This is a genomic window from Actinokineospora fastidiosa (assembly GCF_014648415.1).
Classification (GTDB): domain Bacteria; phylum Actinomycetota; class Actinomycetes; order Mycobacteriales; family Pseudonocardiaceae; genus Actinokineospora; species Actinokineospora fastidiosa.
Map to the genome: position 1 here is coordinate 823,435 of NZ_BMRB01000002.1, position 15,609 is coordinate 839,043.

The following is a 15,609-nucleotide window of genomic DNA, read 5'->3' on the forward strand; positions in this document are numbered from 1 at the left end:
GGCCAAACGGATTTGGTGTGGGTGTGCTCACGGGCTCAGCAGCCGGGTCGTCCGCGCGTGCGCGGCGTCGTCGGCGCCGATGTGGTCCAGACCAAGCCGGGCCGCGCCCACGATCGGCGGCACGTCGAGCACGACCAGGGTGGCCCTCGGGTGCGTGGCGGCGTACCGGGCGCGGATCGCGGCGGTCAGCGCGCGGTGGCCCGCGGCGAGGATTCCCCCGCCCAGCACCACCTCCGCCTCCACCAGGCCGAGCCGGTCGAGGATCACCGAGCCGAGGGCGTGAATCTCCTCGGTCAGCCGCTCGACGATCGCCGCGGCCACGGCGTCGTACTCCGCGGTGGCGAGCAGGACCGGGACGAGGCCGTGCAGCTCCAGCCGGGGAATCCGTCCACAGTGGATCGCGATGGCGACGTCGGTGGCGCGGTCGCGGCCGAAGTGCGCCGCGGCGGCCGCGGCCAGGTCGGTGCCGGGGCCGCGCCCGTCCTCGGCGCGCACCGCGTGCCAGAGCACCTCCTCGCCCAGGTGCTCGCCGCCGCCCCAGTCGCCGGTGAGGCGGCCCAGCGACGGGAACCGCGCGGTCCGGCCGTCCGGGGCGATGCCCGCGGCGTTGACGCCCGCCCCGCACACCACGGCCACGCCCCACGGGCGGCTCGCGCCCGCGCGCAGCACGGCGAAGGTGTCGTTGACGACCTTGACCGTCGCGCCGACGCCGCGGCGGAGCAGTTCCGAGGTCAGGGTCAGCTCGTCGGCGGCGAGGTCGGCGCCCGCGAGGCAGGCTGCGGTGTGCGTGCCCGGCGGCAGCGGGACGCCCAGGTCGGCGACGGCGCGGGCGAGTGTGTCGACCGCCGCGCGCGGGCCGATCGAGTGCGGGGTGAAGCCCGGGCCCCGGCCGCGGGCCAGCACGGTGCCGTCGGCGGACACCAGGGCGATGTCGGTCTTGCTGTTGCCGCCGTCGACCGCGAGGACGGCCCGCTGCGCCGACGGCTCGCCCGCGAGCGCGCTCACGCCCACCTCAGGTGCTCGCGGTTGGCCGCCACCAGGCGCGCCGCCAGGTCCTCGGCGACGGAGGCCTGCCCGATCAGCGGGTGGGCGAGCAGCGCGTCGGCCACCCGGTCGATCCCGCCGTGGACGGCGGCCCGGCACGCCAGGGACTCGTACGCCGCCACGTGCGAGATCAGCCCGGAGTACAGCGGCGGCACCGAGCGGACCGGCCAGCTCTGCGCCCCGGAGGGGCTGATCGTGGCGGGCACCTCGACCACGGCGTGGTCGGGCAGGAACGGGAGCGCGCCGTTGTTGCGCATGTTGACCACGTGCACGGCGGGCGCGTCGCCCAGCAGCGACGCGAGCAGGGCGACGGCGGCCTCGGAGTAGAACGCTCCCCCGCGCCTGCCCAGCAGCTCCGGCTTCGTGTCCACGGACGGGTCGGCGTACAGGCGCAGCAGCTCGGACTCGATCTCGGCGACCGCGCTCGCCCGCGACTCCCCCGCCACCTGCTCCTTCACGACCGCGTCGTGCTCGTAGTAGTAGCGCAGGTAGTACGACGGGACGACGCCCAGCCGCCGCAGCAGCGACACCGGGAGGCCGACCTGGGCGGCGATCTCCTCGCCGTGCTTGTCCAGCAGCGCGGGCAGCACGTCCTCCCCGCCGACGTACACCGCGCGCTCCCAGGTCAGGTGGTTCAGACCGACGTGGTCGAGCGCCACCCGCTCGGGCGCGACGCCCAGCAGCTTCGCGAAGCGGCGCTGGAAGCCGATCGCCACGTTGCACAGGCCGAGCGCCCGGTGGCCCGCGTCGAGCAGCGCGCGGGTCACGATGCCGACGGGGTTGGTGAAGTCGACGATCCACGCCGACGGCGCGACCGCCGCGACGCGCGCGGCCAGCTCCAGCACGACGGGGACGGTGCGCAGCGCCATCGCCAGCCCGCCCGCGCCGACGGTCTCCTGGCCGACGCAGCCGCACTCCAGCGGCAGCGTCTCGTCCACGTGCCTGGCGGCCTGCCCGCCCACGCGGAGCTGGAACAGCACGGCCGACGCGTCGGCAGCGGCATCGTCGATCGTGTCCGGAGTGGACACCACGGCCGGGTGGCCCGCCCTGCGCAGGATGCGCGCGGACATCCCGGCGACCAGGGCCAGCCGCTCCTTGTCGGGGTCGAGCAGGGCCAGCTCGGTCACCGGGAGGTCGTCGCGCAGGCGGGCCAGGCCGTCGACCAGCTCCGGCGTGTAGGTCGACGCGCCTCCGACGACGGCGAGTTTCACTTCAGTGCTCCCGTGGTGAGTCCGGCTTGGATCTGGCGCTGGAAGACGAGGTAGACCGCCAGCGCGGGCAGGATGGTCAGGCTCAGCGCGGCGAACAGGGCGGGCCAGTCCGCCTGGTACCCAGCGCTGGTGGAGATGTTCGCGATGCCCTGGGTGAGCACCCACTTGTCCTCGACGGCCCCGGACAGCAGCACGATCGGCAGCAGGTACTGGTTCCACTGCCCGATGACGTTGAAGATCGTGATGCTGACCAGGCCCGGTTTGGCCATCGGCAGCATGACGCTGAAGAAGATGCGGGTGTGCGACGCGCCGTCGAGCAGTGCGGACTCGGCGATCTGGTCGGGCAGCGTGCGGAAGAACGCGGCCAGGAAGAACACCGTGAACGGCAGCGAGTACGCGATGTAGACCAGCACGAGGCCGGTGTGGGTGTCGAGCAGACCGAGGTTGCGCACGACGAAGAACAGCGGGACCAAGGCGAGGAACACCGGGAACACCAGGCCGGAGACGAACAGGTAGTAGAGGAACCGGTTCCCGCGGAAGGAGTAGCGGGCCAGCACGTAGGCGGCCATCGAGCCGAGCAGCATCGTGCCCGCGGTGGCCGCGGTGACGACCACGACGCTGTTGATCAGGTACCGGCCGACGTGCGCGGTCTCCCACGCCCGGCCCCACGAGTCGAACGACGGGGTGGCGGGCAGGCCGAGCGGGTCGGTGAAGATCTCGGTGTTGGTCTTGAACGAGGCCAGGAACGTCCAGACGATCGGCAGGATGACCGTGACCGCCCAGACGGCGAGCGCGACGTGGGAGAGCCCGTTGAGGGCGCGTTGGGACGCCTTCATGCCAGATCGATCCGTTCCCGCCTGGTGACGCGCAGGGCGAGCAGGGCGAAGGTCAGCGTGAGGAAGAACAGGGCGACGCCCATCGCCGCGGCGTAGCCGAACTTGGAGAAGCTGAACGCGGTGCGCCAGATCTCCAGGGGCAGCACCGTGGTCGCGCCGTCCGGGCCGCCCCGGTTCACCGAGAGCACGGCGACCAGGGCGAACCCGTCGAACGCCGCGATGCCCAGGTACACCCACGCGGCCTGCAGGCTGTCCCACAGCAGCGGCAGGGTCACGCTGAAGAACATGCGCCCCCGCCCGGCGCCGTCCAGCGCGGCGGCCTCGTGGATCTCCTTGGGGATCGCCGCCATGCCCGCGGAGAACAGCACGACGTAGAACCCGACGGCCTGCCACACCAGCACGGCGATGATCGACCACAGCGCGAGGTCGGGATCGGTGAGCCAGCCGACGTTGTCCAGCCCGACCGCGTTGAGCAGCCCGTTGAGGATGCCGCCGGAGTCGGGCCGGTACACCGCCTGGAACAGCACGCCGACCGCGGCCACGGCCAGCACCTGCGGGAAGAAGAACACCGCCTGGTAGAACCGCGATCCCCACACGCCCCGGGTGCCCGACCGGGCGCCAGCGTTGATGAGGAAGGCGAAGAACAGCGCGATGCCCAGCGTGGCCAGCGGCAGCACGACCAGCAGGATCGCGTGGTGGGACACCGCTTTCCAGAAGGTCGCGTCGCCCAGCAGGCGCTCGAAGTTGCCGAGGCCGATGAACTCCGGCGACCCCGACACGCCGCGCCAGTCGGTCAGCGCGAGGTAGAACGCCTGCAGGTACGGGCCGATGACGAAGACCAGGTACACCAGCACCGGCAGGGCCAGGAACCCGGCGACGAACTTGCCGCTGCCACGCCGCATCGCTCAGCCGTTCCGCTGCTGCTTCGGGATGGACGAGTCGGCCTTCACCGCGTCGGCCTTGGCCTGCATCTCCGCGCAGAACTGGTCGGCGGTGATGCGGCCGAACATCAGCGCGTTGGTCTTGGCGCGCAGCTCGGTCTCCAGCTCCTTGTACCAGTTCTCGAAGGCGTTGTAGGTGACGATGTTGTCGCCCGCGGCGCTCTGGGCGGCGGCGACGCTCTTGTTGCCGGGCGAGAGCGGCAGGCCGTCCGCCGCGCCCTTGACGATGGTGATGCTGCCGGTCCGCTCGGTGAAGCCGCGCGCGCCCTCGTGGGAGAGCATGATCCGCAGGTACTCCAGGCCGCCCGCGGAGTTCTTCGCCTGCGACGGCACGATGTAGCCCTCGCCCGCGGCGGTGCGGATCGCGGCGTAGGGCATGGCGTCGCCGCCGGTGACGCTCGGCAGCGGGCACATCGCGTACTCGAAGCTGTCGGGGGTCTGGTCCTTCTGCTCGTTCTCCAGCCAGGAGCCGCAGGGGAAGAAGCCGATGCGGCCCTGGTTCTGCGCGGTCTGCACCTCGGTGTGGGTCAGGCCCTCGTAGGACTTGTCGAGGTACTTCGCGCCGATCTCGGCCCACGCCGCGGCCGACTGCTTCACCGGGTCGGCGGTCCACGCGCCGTCGACGAGGTTGTCGATGTCGACCAGGACCTTGTTGCCGCCGATCTTGGCCGCGGAGACCAGGATCGACCAGTACTGGTAGTAGGCGGCGTTCTTGCCGGGGTAGGCGAACGGGTGCAGGCCCTTGGCCTTGATCTTGGCGCAGAGCGCGTCGAAGTCGGCCCAGGTCTGGGCGGGCTGCCAGCCGTTGGCCTCGAACAGCTTGGCGTCGTACCACAGGCCGTACGCGGTGTAGACGTACATGAGGGCGTGCGGCTTGCCGCCGACGAGACCGGCCTCGATCGAGCCGTTGACGACGCGGTCGCGCACCTTGACCTTGGGGTCGTCGATGGCGGGGGCGTCGAACAGCGGGGTGAGGTCGAGCAGCTGGTTCGCGTCGACCAGCGCGCCGAGGTCCATCAGGTCGGTGCCGGAGTTGGCGATCACGTCCGGGACGTCGCCGCCTGCGAAGCGCGGCTGCAGGGTCTGGGCGATCTGCTGGGTGGCGACGTGCTCGACCTTGGCGCCCGGGAACCGCTGGGCGTACATCGGCTCGTGGACCTCGGTGGCGTAGGCGTCGCCGAGGCCGCCCTTGAAGATGACCACCTCCAGCGCGGCGTCCTCGGCCACGCCGAAGGGGTTCTCCGGCCCGGCGTCGCCGGTCGGGCCGGTGGGGGTCTCGGCTTCGTTCCCGCCGAACGCGCACGCGGGGACGGCGGTGAGGACGGCGAGGCCGCCTAAGCCGTGCAGCATCCGACGGCGGTTGAAGGTCATGGCGGATCTCCTTGGGGTGTGCGGGGTCAGCCGACCCGGGTCAGCAGGGTGTCCCGGGTCTTGGCCCGGGCGAGGACGGCCGCGCCCGCGAGCACCGGGTCGTCGCGGACCGCGGTGCGGCGGACGGGCGGCTGCGGCAGCGTCAGGGTGTGCAGCGCGCGCTCGACCCGGGCGCGCAGCCGCTCGCCGCCCGCGAGCACGACGTGGCCGCTGAGCACGACCACGCCCGGGTCGACGACGGCGACGACCGCGGCGATGCCCAGCGCGACCCGGTGGGCGATCTCGTCGAGCGTGCTGTCGTCGGCCGTCGCCATCGCGGCGGCGGGGTTGCGGGTGTGCAGGAGCCTGCCGAGCGCGGCCCCGCCCGCGATGGACTGCAGGCCGTGCACCGAGGTGCGCCCGGTGTCCCGCGCGGTGGGGGCGCCGGGGACGGGGAGGTAGCCGATCTCGCCAGCGCCGCCGCCCGCGCCCCGGTGCAGGCGGCCGTCCAGGACCAGGGCGGTGCCGATGCCCTCGGCGCCCCAGTAGAGGGCGAAGTCGGTCTCCCCGGTCGCCGAGCGCTCGGCCTCGGCGGCGAGGTTGACGTCGTTCTCCACGGCGATGTCGGTCCGCAGCCCGTCGGCGAGCCAGTCGAGCAGGTGCGGCCGGTGCCAGCCGGGGAGGTGCGCGGCGAAGGCGAGCCTGCCGGTGCGGGGGTCGACCGCGCCGGGGACGCCGATGACGATGTGGTCGAGGGACTCCGGCGGCGCGCCCGCGTTCGTGATGGCGGTGCGGAGGCGCTCGAGGACGTCCCCGCCCGAACGGCCGGGCGTGGGCAGCCGGTGCTCGCCGACCGTCTCGCCGGTCACCGCGACAATGCGGGCGGCTATGCGCTTGGGGGTGACGTCGACCGCGGCCGCCTTGTGGGGGCCGACGCGGTAGACCTCGGCCGTCCGCCCGGGGAGCCCGGTGCGGGGGCCGTCGGCGGTGATGATGCCGCTCAGGCGGGTGAGCACTTGCGACACCGTGGGTTTGGAGAGCCCGCTCGCGGCGGCGATCTCCGGACGGGTGAGCGGGCCTCGGTCGATCAGCAGCGACAACACTGCCTGGTCGTTGAGCGTGCGGAGGGTGCCAGGGACCGCCATGGCGCACCTCCGTGGGGGGTAGGAAACTTTCCTAACTATCGGGGTGGCCTAGACCACTCACAAGCGAACGTCCGGCCGCAGTGGTTGGCCCGATCGGCGGCATAGGTCTAGACCATGGATGCTGGCGTTATGGACGGCGGACGGAGGCCGTTCGCTTGGGAGAGAGGGCGAGGACGGAGGGAATGGACGCGCGGCGGCGGCTCCCCGGGCGGCGCTCGCACGGCGACGGCTCCTCCGGTGGAGGCTGCCCCGTGGGAGTTCCTTCCCCAGGGGCCTGGCCACGTGGCCCTGGTTCGACGCGGCCTGGCTCGATGCCGCCTGCCTCGACGCCGCCCGGCTCCACGCCGCCTGTCTCCACGCCGCCCAGCTCTACGCCGCCTGCCTCGACGCCGCCCGGCTCGACACGGCTTGGCTCGACGCGGCTTGGCTCGACGCCGCCTGCCTCGACGCGGCCCGGCTCGATGCCGCCTGTTCCGTGGGACCGCTTCCTGAGTTCTGTTCCCCGGTCCTGTTTCCTGAGCTGTTCCCAGTCTCGGTCAGAGTCTGCGGTAGAAGTAGACGGTCGGGCGGAGGGTGCCGGTGGGGTCGGCGGCGTAGTCGGGGATGCGGCCGGACTCGGTCCAGCCCGCTGAGCGGTAGAGGGGTTCGGCGGGGCTGTCCTCTTCGGTGTCGAGGATGAGGAGGCGCAGGCCCTCCGCGCGAGCTGCGTCCTCCGCCGTCTGCAGCAGCTTCCTGCCCAGGCCCTGGCCTCGGGCGGAGGTGTGGACCATGAGCTTGGCCAATTCGGCCCGGTGGGTTCCGTTGGGCATCCGCGACGGGCGGAGTTGGACCGTGCCGACCACGCGGCCCTCGTGCCTGGCCGCCCACAGCAGGACGCTGCCGTCGGACACGCCCGGGCGCAGGTCCAGCCACCACGCCTTGGCCTCGGCCTCGGCCAGGGGCGCCAGGAAACCGACGGACGAGCCGGTGTCGGTCACGTCGCGGAGGAGGGCGGCGAGGTCGTCGGCCGCCGAGGTGAGGCCGTCGGCGTCGAGTCGTTCGATCACGCTGCCATCCAAGCAGCGCAGGGCCGGTCAGCGGGCGAAAGCGTAACCCATGCCACGGACCGTCGTGATGTGTTCCGCGCCGAGTTTGCGGCGCAGCGCGCGCACGTACACGTCCACGATGTTCGATCCCGGGTCGAAGTCGTAGCCCCAGACGTGGGAGAGGATCTGCTCGCGGGAGAGGACCTGGCCGGGGTGGCGCAGGAACAGTTCCAGCAGGACGAACTCGCGCGCCGTCAGCTCCACCGTCCTGGCCCCCACCTGGGCGCGCCGGGTGCGCAGGTCGAGCGACAGGTCGCCGCCGCGCAGGACGGTGACCTCCGGGGCGCGGTCGGCGCGCAGGCGCAGGCGGACGCGGGCCAGCAGCTCCTCGAAGCGGAACGGCTTCGTCATGTAGTCGTCCGCGCCGCCCTCCAGGCCCGCGACGGTGTCGTGCACCGAGTCGCGGGCCGTCAGGATGATGACCGGGGTGGTCACCTTCGCCTCCCGGACGGCGCGCAGGACGCTGAAGCCGTCGCGGCCGGGCAGGCCGATGTCGAGGACCATGAGGTCGAAGCCGCCGGTCAGCAGGAAGTCCACGGCCGTCGGACCGTCGCCGACGACGGTCGTGGCGAAGCCGTTGGCGGTCAGGCCCTTCTTGACGAACGCGGCGATGCGCTCCTCGTCCTCGGCCACTAGGATGCGGTTCAGCGGTTCCCTCCTCGGTCGGCGGGCAGGTCGATGCCGAAGGACGCGCCCTGGCCGGGCACGGACACCAGCCGGACCCCGCCGCCGTGCGCCTCGGCGATCGCGCGGACGATGGCCAGGCCGAGCCCGGCGCCGGAGCGGTGCGCCGAGGCCCCGCCGGTGGCGCCCCGGCTGAACCGGTCGAAGATCTTCGACTGGTCCCCCGGCGGCACGCCCGGCCCGCGGTCGGTGACCCAGAACGCCACCCTGCCGTCCAGCATGGACGAGCCGATCAGCACGTCGTCGCCGTCGCCGGTGTGCTGGACGGCGTTCTGCGCCAGCTGCACCATCGCCTGCGTGACCCGCTGCGGGTCGACGTGCGCCACGCCCTCGCCGATGGCCTCCACCAGCCACCTGCGGTCGGCGATGGCCCGGACCTTGGCGTAGATGTCGCTGGTCAGCTCCGCCACCTCGACCGGCTCCACCCGCACGAAGTCGGGCCGCTCCGCCTTGGCCAGCACCAGCAGGTCGGCCACGATGCGGTTCATCCGGTCCAGCTCGTCGGTGCACAGCCGCACGACGGCGGCGCGGTCGGCCGGGTCGTCGCCCATCAGCTCCAGGTGTCCGCGCACGATCGTGATCGGGGTGCGCAGCTCGTGGCTGGCGTCGTCGACGAACTGCCGCTGCGCGGCGAACGCCTGCTCCAGCCGGTCCAGCATCGCGTTGAACTGCTCGGCCAGCGCGGCGATGTCGTCGTTGCCGTTGACCGGGATGCGCTGGGTCAGGTCGTGCTCGCCGATCTCGGCGGCGGCCTGGCGCACGAGCCGCACCGGGGCCAGGATCTGGCCTGCCACCACCCAGGCCGCGACCCCGGCGAACAGCAGGCCGAGCACGCTGACCAGCACCAGCGTCTGGATCGTCTCGCTGACCTCGGCCCGGTCCCGGTCGACGAGGTACCCGACGACGAACGCGCCGCTGTCCCCCGGGTTCGCCGAGTGCACGACCGGGGCCTTCACCCAGCGCATCTCCCCGGCGTCGGTGGGCGCCGACCCGCTGGTGTCGGCCGAGCCCAGGATCGGCATGAGCACGTCGGGCCGGTCGGCGAGCGGGAACGGCTCGGCCCGGTTCTGCCGCAGCGCCTCGCCGGTCTCGACCGGGCCGATCCAGCCGACGAGCACCTCGTCGTCGTCGGGGAACTGACGCTGCAGATGGTTGTAGAGCAGTTCGTAGACGTCGCGGAACGGCTGCTGGGTCGCCCGGTCGACGCCGCTCTCGGCGACCTCCTGCAGCTCCTGGACCTCCTGTTGCAGCGCGGCGCTGACCTGGGCGTCCACCCGCTGCATGAGCAGGTTGCGGGTCACCACCGTCACGGTCAGCGAGACCACCGCCATCAGCAGCAGCATCCAGGCCATGATCCGCGCGCGGGCGGGCACCACTCGCCTGCGCCGGGCGACCGGGAGCGGACCGGACAGCGGCGAGCGGTCGGGGTCCGTCGACGGCGCGGCGGCTCCCCGCGGCGGCCCGACCGCGGGGCTGCCGTCAGTCGCCGTCATGGTCAGTCGCCGTCGTCGCGATCGTCGTCGGCATAGTCGGATTCGTCGCCGTCTTCGGATTCGTCGCTGTCGTCAGATTCGTCGTCGCCATCATCGTCACCACCGTCCACGGGGGGCGCGGGCGAGACCACGCGGGGCCGCGTCGTGCCGATCGCCGAACTCGGCGGCGTCGACGTCGTGCGCGGGCCGGTGACCTCGCCGATCCGGACTTCGGTGGGGACCTGCGGCACGGGATCGTCGGCGAGGGCGTAGCTGGCGGCCGCGGCGCACAGCGGCAGCGCGACGACCGCGAGCAGCACGGCCGTGCGGGGGCTGGGCGACGCCATGCCAGTCATCCTCTCCTCGATCCCGGGGTCCTGGATGAACCCGGGATGAGGATTCCCTCATCTACGGCTGGGTGAACAATTGCGCCAGACCGGTCAGCTCCAGGGTGCGGCGCACCCTCGGGTCCATGGCCACGACGCGCAGCTTCCCCTGGCCCTTATTGACCAGCTGATACGCGCGCACCAGCGCGGCGATGCCCGCGGAGTCGCAGAACGGGACGGCAGCGAGGTCCAGGTCGACGCGCGCGCCGTCGTCCACGGGGATCTCGTCGAGCACCGCGACGAAGTCCGGCGCCGTCTGGTAGTCCAGTTCGCCGTCGAGCACCACCGTGTGCCCACCGTCCACCGCCGCGAGATGGCTCACCACGAGCCGTGCCGGTTCAGCGCTCACCGCGTCCGCCCAACTCCTGTCCGTCCCGCTCACCGCCGACTTCGGCCGACACCCGCCCAGATACCCGCGCGCCGCCCCGCTCACACCGACGGTTTCGCGTTCAGGGTCTCCACCAGGGCCAGCGCGGCGATCGACGTGCCCGCGGCGACGTCGACCAGGATGGCCATGGCGGTGTCCGCGCCGAAACCGTAGTTCAGCACGAACGGGGACACCAGCAGCCACAGGCCCAGGCCCAGGGCGATCCCGGACGCGGTGCGCAGCCGGACCCGGCGGGCGACGCGGACGACGCCGAGCGCGATGGCGAGCAGGCCTGCGACCCGGTCGTTCCAGGGCGCGTCGAAGCCGCGGTCGGCGCCGTAGACGCCGGTCACGGAGAACACGACCAGCCAGGCGCCCAGCACCAGCAGCACCCCGCTGACCAGGCCGGGCACCTGCGTGGCCGCCTCGGGGACGCGCCTGGTCACGGGGCCGCCAGCGCGGTCAGCTCGGGGCAGGGGGCGCTGCGGGCCAGGGCGAGCACGCGCAGCGCGGTGCGCACGTCGGCGCCCGCGGCCAGGGCGGCGGCCCGGCCGCTGGTGGTGATGCCGACGGTGGGCCCGGCCGCCAGCCGCCCCAGCTCGCCGACCAGCGACTTCGCCGGGATCACCAGGTCGAGGCCGACCGGGACCGGGGCCTCGGCGCGCACGGTCAGCCCCAGCAGCGGCGCGTCGGCGGTGAGCACCTGCCAGCGCGCGACGCCGTCGAGCAGCGTGAAGGAGTGCCTGCCGTCGATGCGGCCCTGGAGCGCGCGCCCGCCGGGGGCGCGGCGCAGGTGCCGGTCGTCGACGACCACGGCGAACACCGGCCAGAGGTCGGCGACCGCCGGGTCGACGTGCTGGGACTCCCCCCTCGGCCAGAGCAGCAGCGCCTCGCTGGCGAGCAGGACGGTGGTCCGCGCGTCGATCGTCCCCGTCATGCTCCCCAGCGTCGTCCGGCAGTGTTGAGATCGGCCGGTCGGGATCTTTGCGGTTCTATGACGACCGGGTTCCGATGGTGGTCCTCGCCGGACGTTTTGGCAGCATGGGCCCGGTGGGTGTGCGACTGCTGATCGTCGAGGACGACGACCGGGTCCGCGCGTCCCTGCGGCTGGCGCTGGAGGACGAGGGCTACACGATCACCGAGGCGCCGGACGCGGAGACCGCGCTGGACTCGCTGAACCGGCTCGGTCCGCCCGAGGTGATGGTCGTGGACCTGATGCTCGGCGGCATGGACGGCTTCGGCTGCATCCGCCAGGTGCGGCGCACCAGCGACCTGCCGATCATCGTCGTCAGCGCCCGCGCGGACACCCACGACGTGGTGGCCGCCCTGGAGGCAGGCGCCGACGACTACGTGACCAAGCCGTTCGAGATCAAGGAGATCACCGCCCGGCTGCGCGCGCTGCGGCGGCGGGCGGGCGCGTCGGGCCCCTCGGCAGTGCCGGAGGTGGTGCTCGACGCCGAGACCGGGCTGGTGCTCTCCCAGCACGCGGGCACGGTCCGCCGCGGTGACGAGGAGCTGCACCTCACGCTGACGGAGTTCCGGCTGCTCTGCGAGCTGGCCGAGGAGCCGGGCCGGGTGCTGAGCAGGCAGGCGTTGCTGTCGCGGGTCTGGGACCGCGGGTTCTTCGGCGACGAGCGGATCGTCGACGTGCACGTGCGCAGGCTGCGCACGAAGATCGAGACCGACCCGTCCGAGCCGCGCACGGTGGTCACCGTCCGCGGCCTGGGGTACCGGCTCGATGTCCGTTAGCGGACTGCGCGGCCGGGTCATGCTCACCTTCGCGGTGGGCGGCGCGCTGCTGTCGCTGCTGATGGCGGTGGCGGTGTTCGCGATCAGCCGCGGGTACCTCACCGAGCAGCGGGAGCGCTCGGCCGAGCGGCTGGCCGCCGCGGACGCCGACTTCATCGCCAGCAGGCTGGCCGTGCCGGGGGCGACCGCGGAGCAGGCGCTGGCCTTCGTGGACCCGCCGAAGGAGACCAGCCTGGTGCTGGAGCACGACGGCCGGTGGCTCAGCGCCTCCGGCGACGAGCCGCCGGACCTGCCGCCGGACTCGCTGCGCAGGATGGTGGCCGCCGGGGAGTCCGGGGTGCTGCCGGTGACCGTGCAGGACCGGCCGTACCTGGTGGCCGGGGTGCCGATGGCGGGCGGGTCGGCGTACTACGAGTTCACGCCCGCGGTGGAGCTGCAGGCGACGATCCGGGTGCTGGGGACGGTGCTGATCCTGAGCGCGCTGGCGGCCACGGGCGGCGCTGCCCTGCTGGGGCGGTGGGCCAGCGGGCGGGTGCTGGCGCCGCTGCGCGCGCTGTCGGGCACCGCGTCGAGCATCGCCTCGGGGAACCTGGACTCGCGGCTGCCCGAGGACAACGACCGCGACCTCAGCCCCATGGTGCGCTCGTTCAACGCGATGGTGGACTCGCTGCAGAGCCGGATCGCGCGCGAGCGCCGGTTCGTCGGCGACGTGACCCACGAGCTGCGGACGCCGCTGACGACGCTGGTCACGAGCGTGCAGGTGATGGAGCGGCACGCCGAGGAGCTGCCGGAGCGGTCGCGGCGGGCGCTGTCGCTGGTCAGCGGTGAGCTGGACCACCTGCGCGGCATGCTGGAGGACCTGCTGGACCTGGCCCGCGCCGAGGCCGGGCTGCACTCCGGCGAGGTGGAGGCCCTGGAGCTGCGGGAGCTGCTGGCGAACGTGCTCTCGGTCACCGGGCGGCCTGCCGACCTGCTCGACGCGCCCGCCGAGGTCGTCGTCCCCGGCCGCAAGCTCGCCCTGGTGCGGGCCATGACGAACCTGCTGGACAACGCCGACCGCCACGGCGGCGGCGTCACCGCCCTGCGCCTGCGCGTGACCGGCAGCCGCGCGGCCGTCGAGGTCGACGACGACGGGCCCGGGGTGCCGCCGGAGGAGCGCGACCGCGTGTTCGCCCGCTTCGCGACCGGGCGCGGCGCCCGCGGCTCGTCGGCGGGCACCGGGCTCGGCCTCGCGCTGGTCGCCGAGACGGTGGCCGCGCACGGCGGGAACGTCCACTGTGGAGACAGTCCGACCGGAGGGGCGCGGTTCACCGTGACCCTCCCTGTGGGGGAGCCCCGGTGAAACGGTACGAACAGCACTGCCCCGTCGCCCGCGCCGCCGAGGTGGTCACGCAGCCGTGGACGCTGCTGATCGTCCGCGAGCTCCTGCACGGCCCGGCCGACGTGGACACCGTGGCCCGCGGCCTGCCCGGGCTGACGGTCTCGACGCTGATCTCGCGCCTGCGCTCCCTGCGGTCGGCGGGGCTGGTCGCCCGCGAGGCGGGCCGCTTCCGCCTCACCGAGGCGGGCCGCGACCTGCGCGCGGTGGTCGACCTGCTGGGCGCCTGGAGCGGCCGCTGGCTGCCCGCGCCCGGCCCGAAGGACCTCGACCCCGGCCTGCTGATGTACGACATCGCCCGCAACGTCGACGCAGGGACCCTGCCGCCGCGGCCGGTGGCGCTGCTGGTGGAGTTCACCGACGGCCCGCCGCCGCGCCGTTGGTGGCTGACGCTGAACGGCACGGGCGCCTCGGCGGGCGACCGCGACCCCGGCCTGCCGATCGCGGTGACGATCCGCTGCTCCCTGGCGACGCTGGCGGCCATCTGGCTGGGCCACCGCAAGTGGCTGGACGCCCTGGCCGACGAGAGCCTGCAACTGATCGGCGACCGCTCGGCGGTGCGCTCGGCGGTGTCGTGGATCGGGGTCAGCCGGTACTCGGCGAACGCGTGAGGGCCCGCCACGGGAGGAGCAGCGCCGTCGCGGCGAGCAGCACCCCGGCGACGGCGATGGCGACCCGGGGGCCGGTGACGGCCGCGACGACGCCCCAGAGCGCGGTGGCCGCCGCGATCGCCGTGCGGGTGGTGATGGTCCACGCCGTGAGGACGCGGGCCAGTTCGCCGTCCGGGGTGCGGCGGAGCCGGTAGGTGGCGAGGACGGGGGTGAACACGCCCATCGACGTCACGATCGCCGTCTGGACGGCCATCACGGTGAGCAGGCCCGCCACGCCGCCGCCGATGGCCGCCAGGCCCGCGAGCCAGAGCACGCGGGAGACGCCCGCGGCCAGCAGGACCCGCCGGTCGCCGAACCGCCGGGCCAGCGGGCGGGCGGCCCGCGCGCCGACGACGCCGCCGAGGCAGGGGACGCCGATCGCCAGCCCGTACTGCAGGGGTGTGAACCCCAGGTCGTGGATCATCAGGTAGGTCAGCACCGGGGCGGCGGCCATGATCAGGGCCGAGACGGCCACCGTGTTGGCGAAGAGGCGGCGCAGGACCGGGTCGGCGGCGATGGTCCGCCAGCCGTCGGTCACGCTCACCCGCGCGGGCCTGCCGGGCGGGGGCGGTTCCGGCGCCCTGATCGCGCCGATGCCGAGCGCGGAGCCGACGTAGCTCACGGCGTTCGCGGTCACCGTGACGACGGGCCCGAGCAGGCCGATGAGCGCGCCGCCGAGCGGGGGCCCGACCGCTGTCGTGATCCACGTGGCGTTCTCGAAGCGGGCGTTGGCCGCCATCAGGTGGTCCGGGCCGACGAGCGCCTTGAGGTGGGCGCCGCTCGCCCCGACGAAGGCGATGTCGGCCACGGCCACCACGGCGGCGACCACGAGCAGGTGGCCATAGGTCAGCACGCCGGTGAGGTGGGCGGCGGGGACGGACAGGAGCACCGCGAACCGGACCAGGTCCGCGCGGACCATCACCGGCCGCTTGGCGCGGAACTCCAGCCACGGGCCCAGCGGGACGGCCAGCAGCGCCCCGGCCGCGGCCCCGACGGCGGCCACGAGCGACACCTGCGCCGGGGAGGCGTGCAGGGCGAGGATCGCGATCAGCGGGAAGGCGTCCAGCGCGAGCCAGGTCCCCAGGCTGCTGACCGCGTAAGCACGCCACAACCAGGCGAAGTCCCGTCCCATTTCTCCCCCAACCCCACGAACAAAGCCGCGCAACGATAGCGCCCACACGATCGGTGTTTGGCAAATAGTGCGCAATTTCGCGGCATCCGCGTCGGCACAACGTTCTCTCCGCCCGTGCTCCCCTTTCCCGCGCGGCAAAAGCGGAGATGCCTCAGCTTGTCGACTGCGCGGACCATGGA

At 73.4% G+C, this 15,609-nt stretch carries 17 protein-coding genes; 3 read left to right on the plus strand and 14 right to left on the minus strand.

Annotation, left to right across the window (positions count from 1 at the left end):
* Positions 1–27 precede the first annotated feature (27 nt).
* The 13 genes from IEY98_RS13670 to IEY98_RS13730 all read right to left on the minus strand — a co-directional run bounded on the left by IEY98_RS13670 (position 28) and on the right by IEY98_RS13730 (position 11,458).
* On the minus strand, positions 28–1,005 hold the full coding sequence (locus IEY98_RS13670) for an N-acetylglucosamine kinase (RefSeq protein WP_189210798.1): 978 nt from the start codon (positions 1,003–1,005) through the stop codon (positions 28–30).
* Positions 1,002–2,255, minus strand: a complete 1,254-nt coding sequence (locus IEY98_RS13675) for a family 4 glycosyl hydrolase (protein ID WP_189210799.1) — start codon at positions 2,253–2,255, stop codon at positions 1,002–1,004. The genes IEY98_RS13670 and IEY98_RS13675 overlap by 4 nt, the downstream gene beginning before the upstream one ends.
* Positions 2,252–3,091, minus strand: a complete 840-nt coding sequence (locus IEY98_RS13680) for a carbohydrate ABC transporter permease (protein WP_189210800.1) — start codon at positions 3,089–3,091, stop codon at positions 2,252–2,254. The genes IEY98_RS13675 and IEY98_RS13680 overlap by 4 nt, the downstream gene beginning before the upstream one ends.
* Positions 3,088–3,993, minus strand: coding sequence for a carbohydrate ABC transporter permease (locus tag IEY98_RS13685; protein WP_189210801.1), 906 nt, complete (start codon positions 3,991–3,993; stop codon positions 3,088–3,090). Before IEY98_RS13685 ends, IEY98_RS13680 begins: the two co-directional genes overlap by 4 nt.
* Positions 3,994–3,996: 3 nt before the next feature.
* A complete protein-coding gene (gene ngcE, locus IEY98_RS13690; protein WP_189210802.1) occupies positions 3,997–5,403 on the minus strand; it encodes an N-acetylglucosamine/diacetylchitobiose ABC transporter substrate-binding protein in 1,407 nt (468 codons plus the stop codon).
* A 26-nt stretch (positions 5,404–5,429) separates the two neighbouring features.
* Positions 5,430–6,527, minus strand: a complete 1,098-nt coding sequence (locus IEY98_RS13695; RefSeq protein WP_189210803.1) for an ROK family transcriptional regulator — start codon at positions 6,525–6,527, stop codon at positions 5,430–5,432.
* Positions 6,528–7,063: 536 nt separating this feature from the next.
* Positions 7,064–7,573 carry a GNAT family N-acetyltransferase gene (locus tag IEY98_RS13700; RefSeq protein WP_189210804.1) on the minus strand — a complete coding sequence of 170 codons (510 nt, stop codon included), beginning with the start codon at positions 7,571–7,573 and terminating at the stop codon, positions 7,064–7,066.
* Positions 7,574–7,600: 27 nt separating this feature from the next.
* On the minus strand, positions 7,601–8,260 hold the full coding sequence (locus tag IEY98_RS13705; protein ID WP_189211782.1) for a response regulator transcription factor: 660 nt from the start codon (positions 8,258–8,260) through the stop codon (positions 7,601–7,603).
* Complete coding sequence (locus IEY98_RS13710; RefSeq protein WP_189210805.1) at positions 8,257–9,789, minus strand: sensor histidine kinase; 1,533 nt, start codon at positions 9,787–9,789, stop codon at positions 8,257–8,259. Before IEY98_RS13710 ends, IEY98_RS13705 begins: the two co-directional genes overlap by 4 nt.
* Positions 9,790–9,791: 2 nt before the next feature.
* Complete coding sequence (locus IEY98_RS13715) at positions 9,792–10,115, minus strand: hypothetical protein (RefSeq protein ID WP_189210806.1); 324 nt, start codon at positions 10,113–10,115, stop codon at positions 9,792–9,794.
* Between the two features lie 61 nt (positions 10,116–10,176).
* Positions 10,177–10,503 (minus strand): STAS domain-containing protein, encoded by a 327-nt coding sequence (locus IEY98_RS13720; protein ID WP_189210807.1) that lies wholly within the window; start codon positions 10,501–10,503, stop codon positions 10,177–10,179.
* A gap of 80 nt (positions 10,504–10,583) precedes the next feature.
* Complete coding sequence (locus tag IEY98_RS13725) at positions 10,584–10,967, minus strand: SPW repeat domain-containing protein (protein WP_189210808.1); 384 nt, start codon at positions 10,965–10,967, stop codon at positions 10,584–10,586.
* Positions 10,964–11,458 carry a hypothetical protein gene (locus tag IEY98_RS13730; protein ID WP_189210809.1) on the minus strand — a complete coding sequence of 165 codons (495 nt, stop codon included), beginning with the start codon at positions 11,456–11,458 and terminating at the stop codon, positions 10,964–10,966. Before IEY98_RS13730 ends, IEY98_RS13725 begins: the two co-directional genes overlap by 4 nt.
* A gap of 104 nt (positions 11,459–11,562) precedes the next feature.
* Between IEY98_RS13730 and IEY98_RS13735 the strand changes: the two genes are divergently transcribed.
* The 3 genes from IEY98_RS13735 to IEY98_RS13745 are packed head-to-tail and all read left to right on the plus strand — an operon-like array spanning position 11,563 to position 14,259.
* Positions 11,563–12,270, plus strand: coding sequence for a winged helix-turn-helix domain-containing protein (locus IEY98_RS13735; RefSeq protein ID WP_189210810.1), 708 nt, complete (start codon positions 11,563–11,565; stop codon positions 12,268–12,270).
* Positions 12,260–13,612, plus strand: a complete 1,353-nt coding sequence (locus IEY98_RS13740) for a sensor histidine kinase (RefSeq protein ID WP_189210811.1) — start codon at positions 12,260–12,262, stop codon at positions 13,610–13,612. Before IEY98_RS13735 ends, IEY98_RS13740 begins: the two co-directional genes overlap by 11 nt.
* Entirely contained in the window at positions 13,609–14,259 is a 651-nt protein-coding gene (locus IEY98_RS13745) for a winged helix-turn-helix transcriptional regulator (RefSeq protein ID WP_189210812.1), read from the plus strand. The genes IEY98_RS13740 and IEY98_RS13745 overlap by 4 nt, the downstream gene beginning before the upstream one ends.
* Here IEY98_RS13745 and IEY98_RS13750 read toward each other — a convergent pair.
* Positions 14,234–15,430, minus strand: a complete 1,197-nt coding sequence (locus IEY98_RS13750; protein ID WP_189210813.1) for an MFS transporter — start codon at positions 15,428–15,430, stop codon at positions 14,234–14,236. The genes IEY98_RS13745 and IEY98_RS13750 overlap by 26 nt on opposite strands.
* Positions 15,431–15,609: the final 179 nt, after the last annotated feature.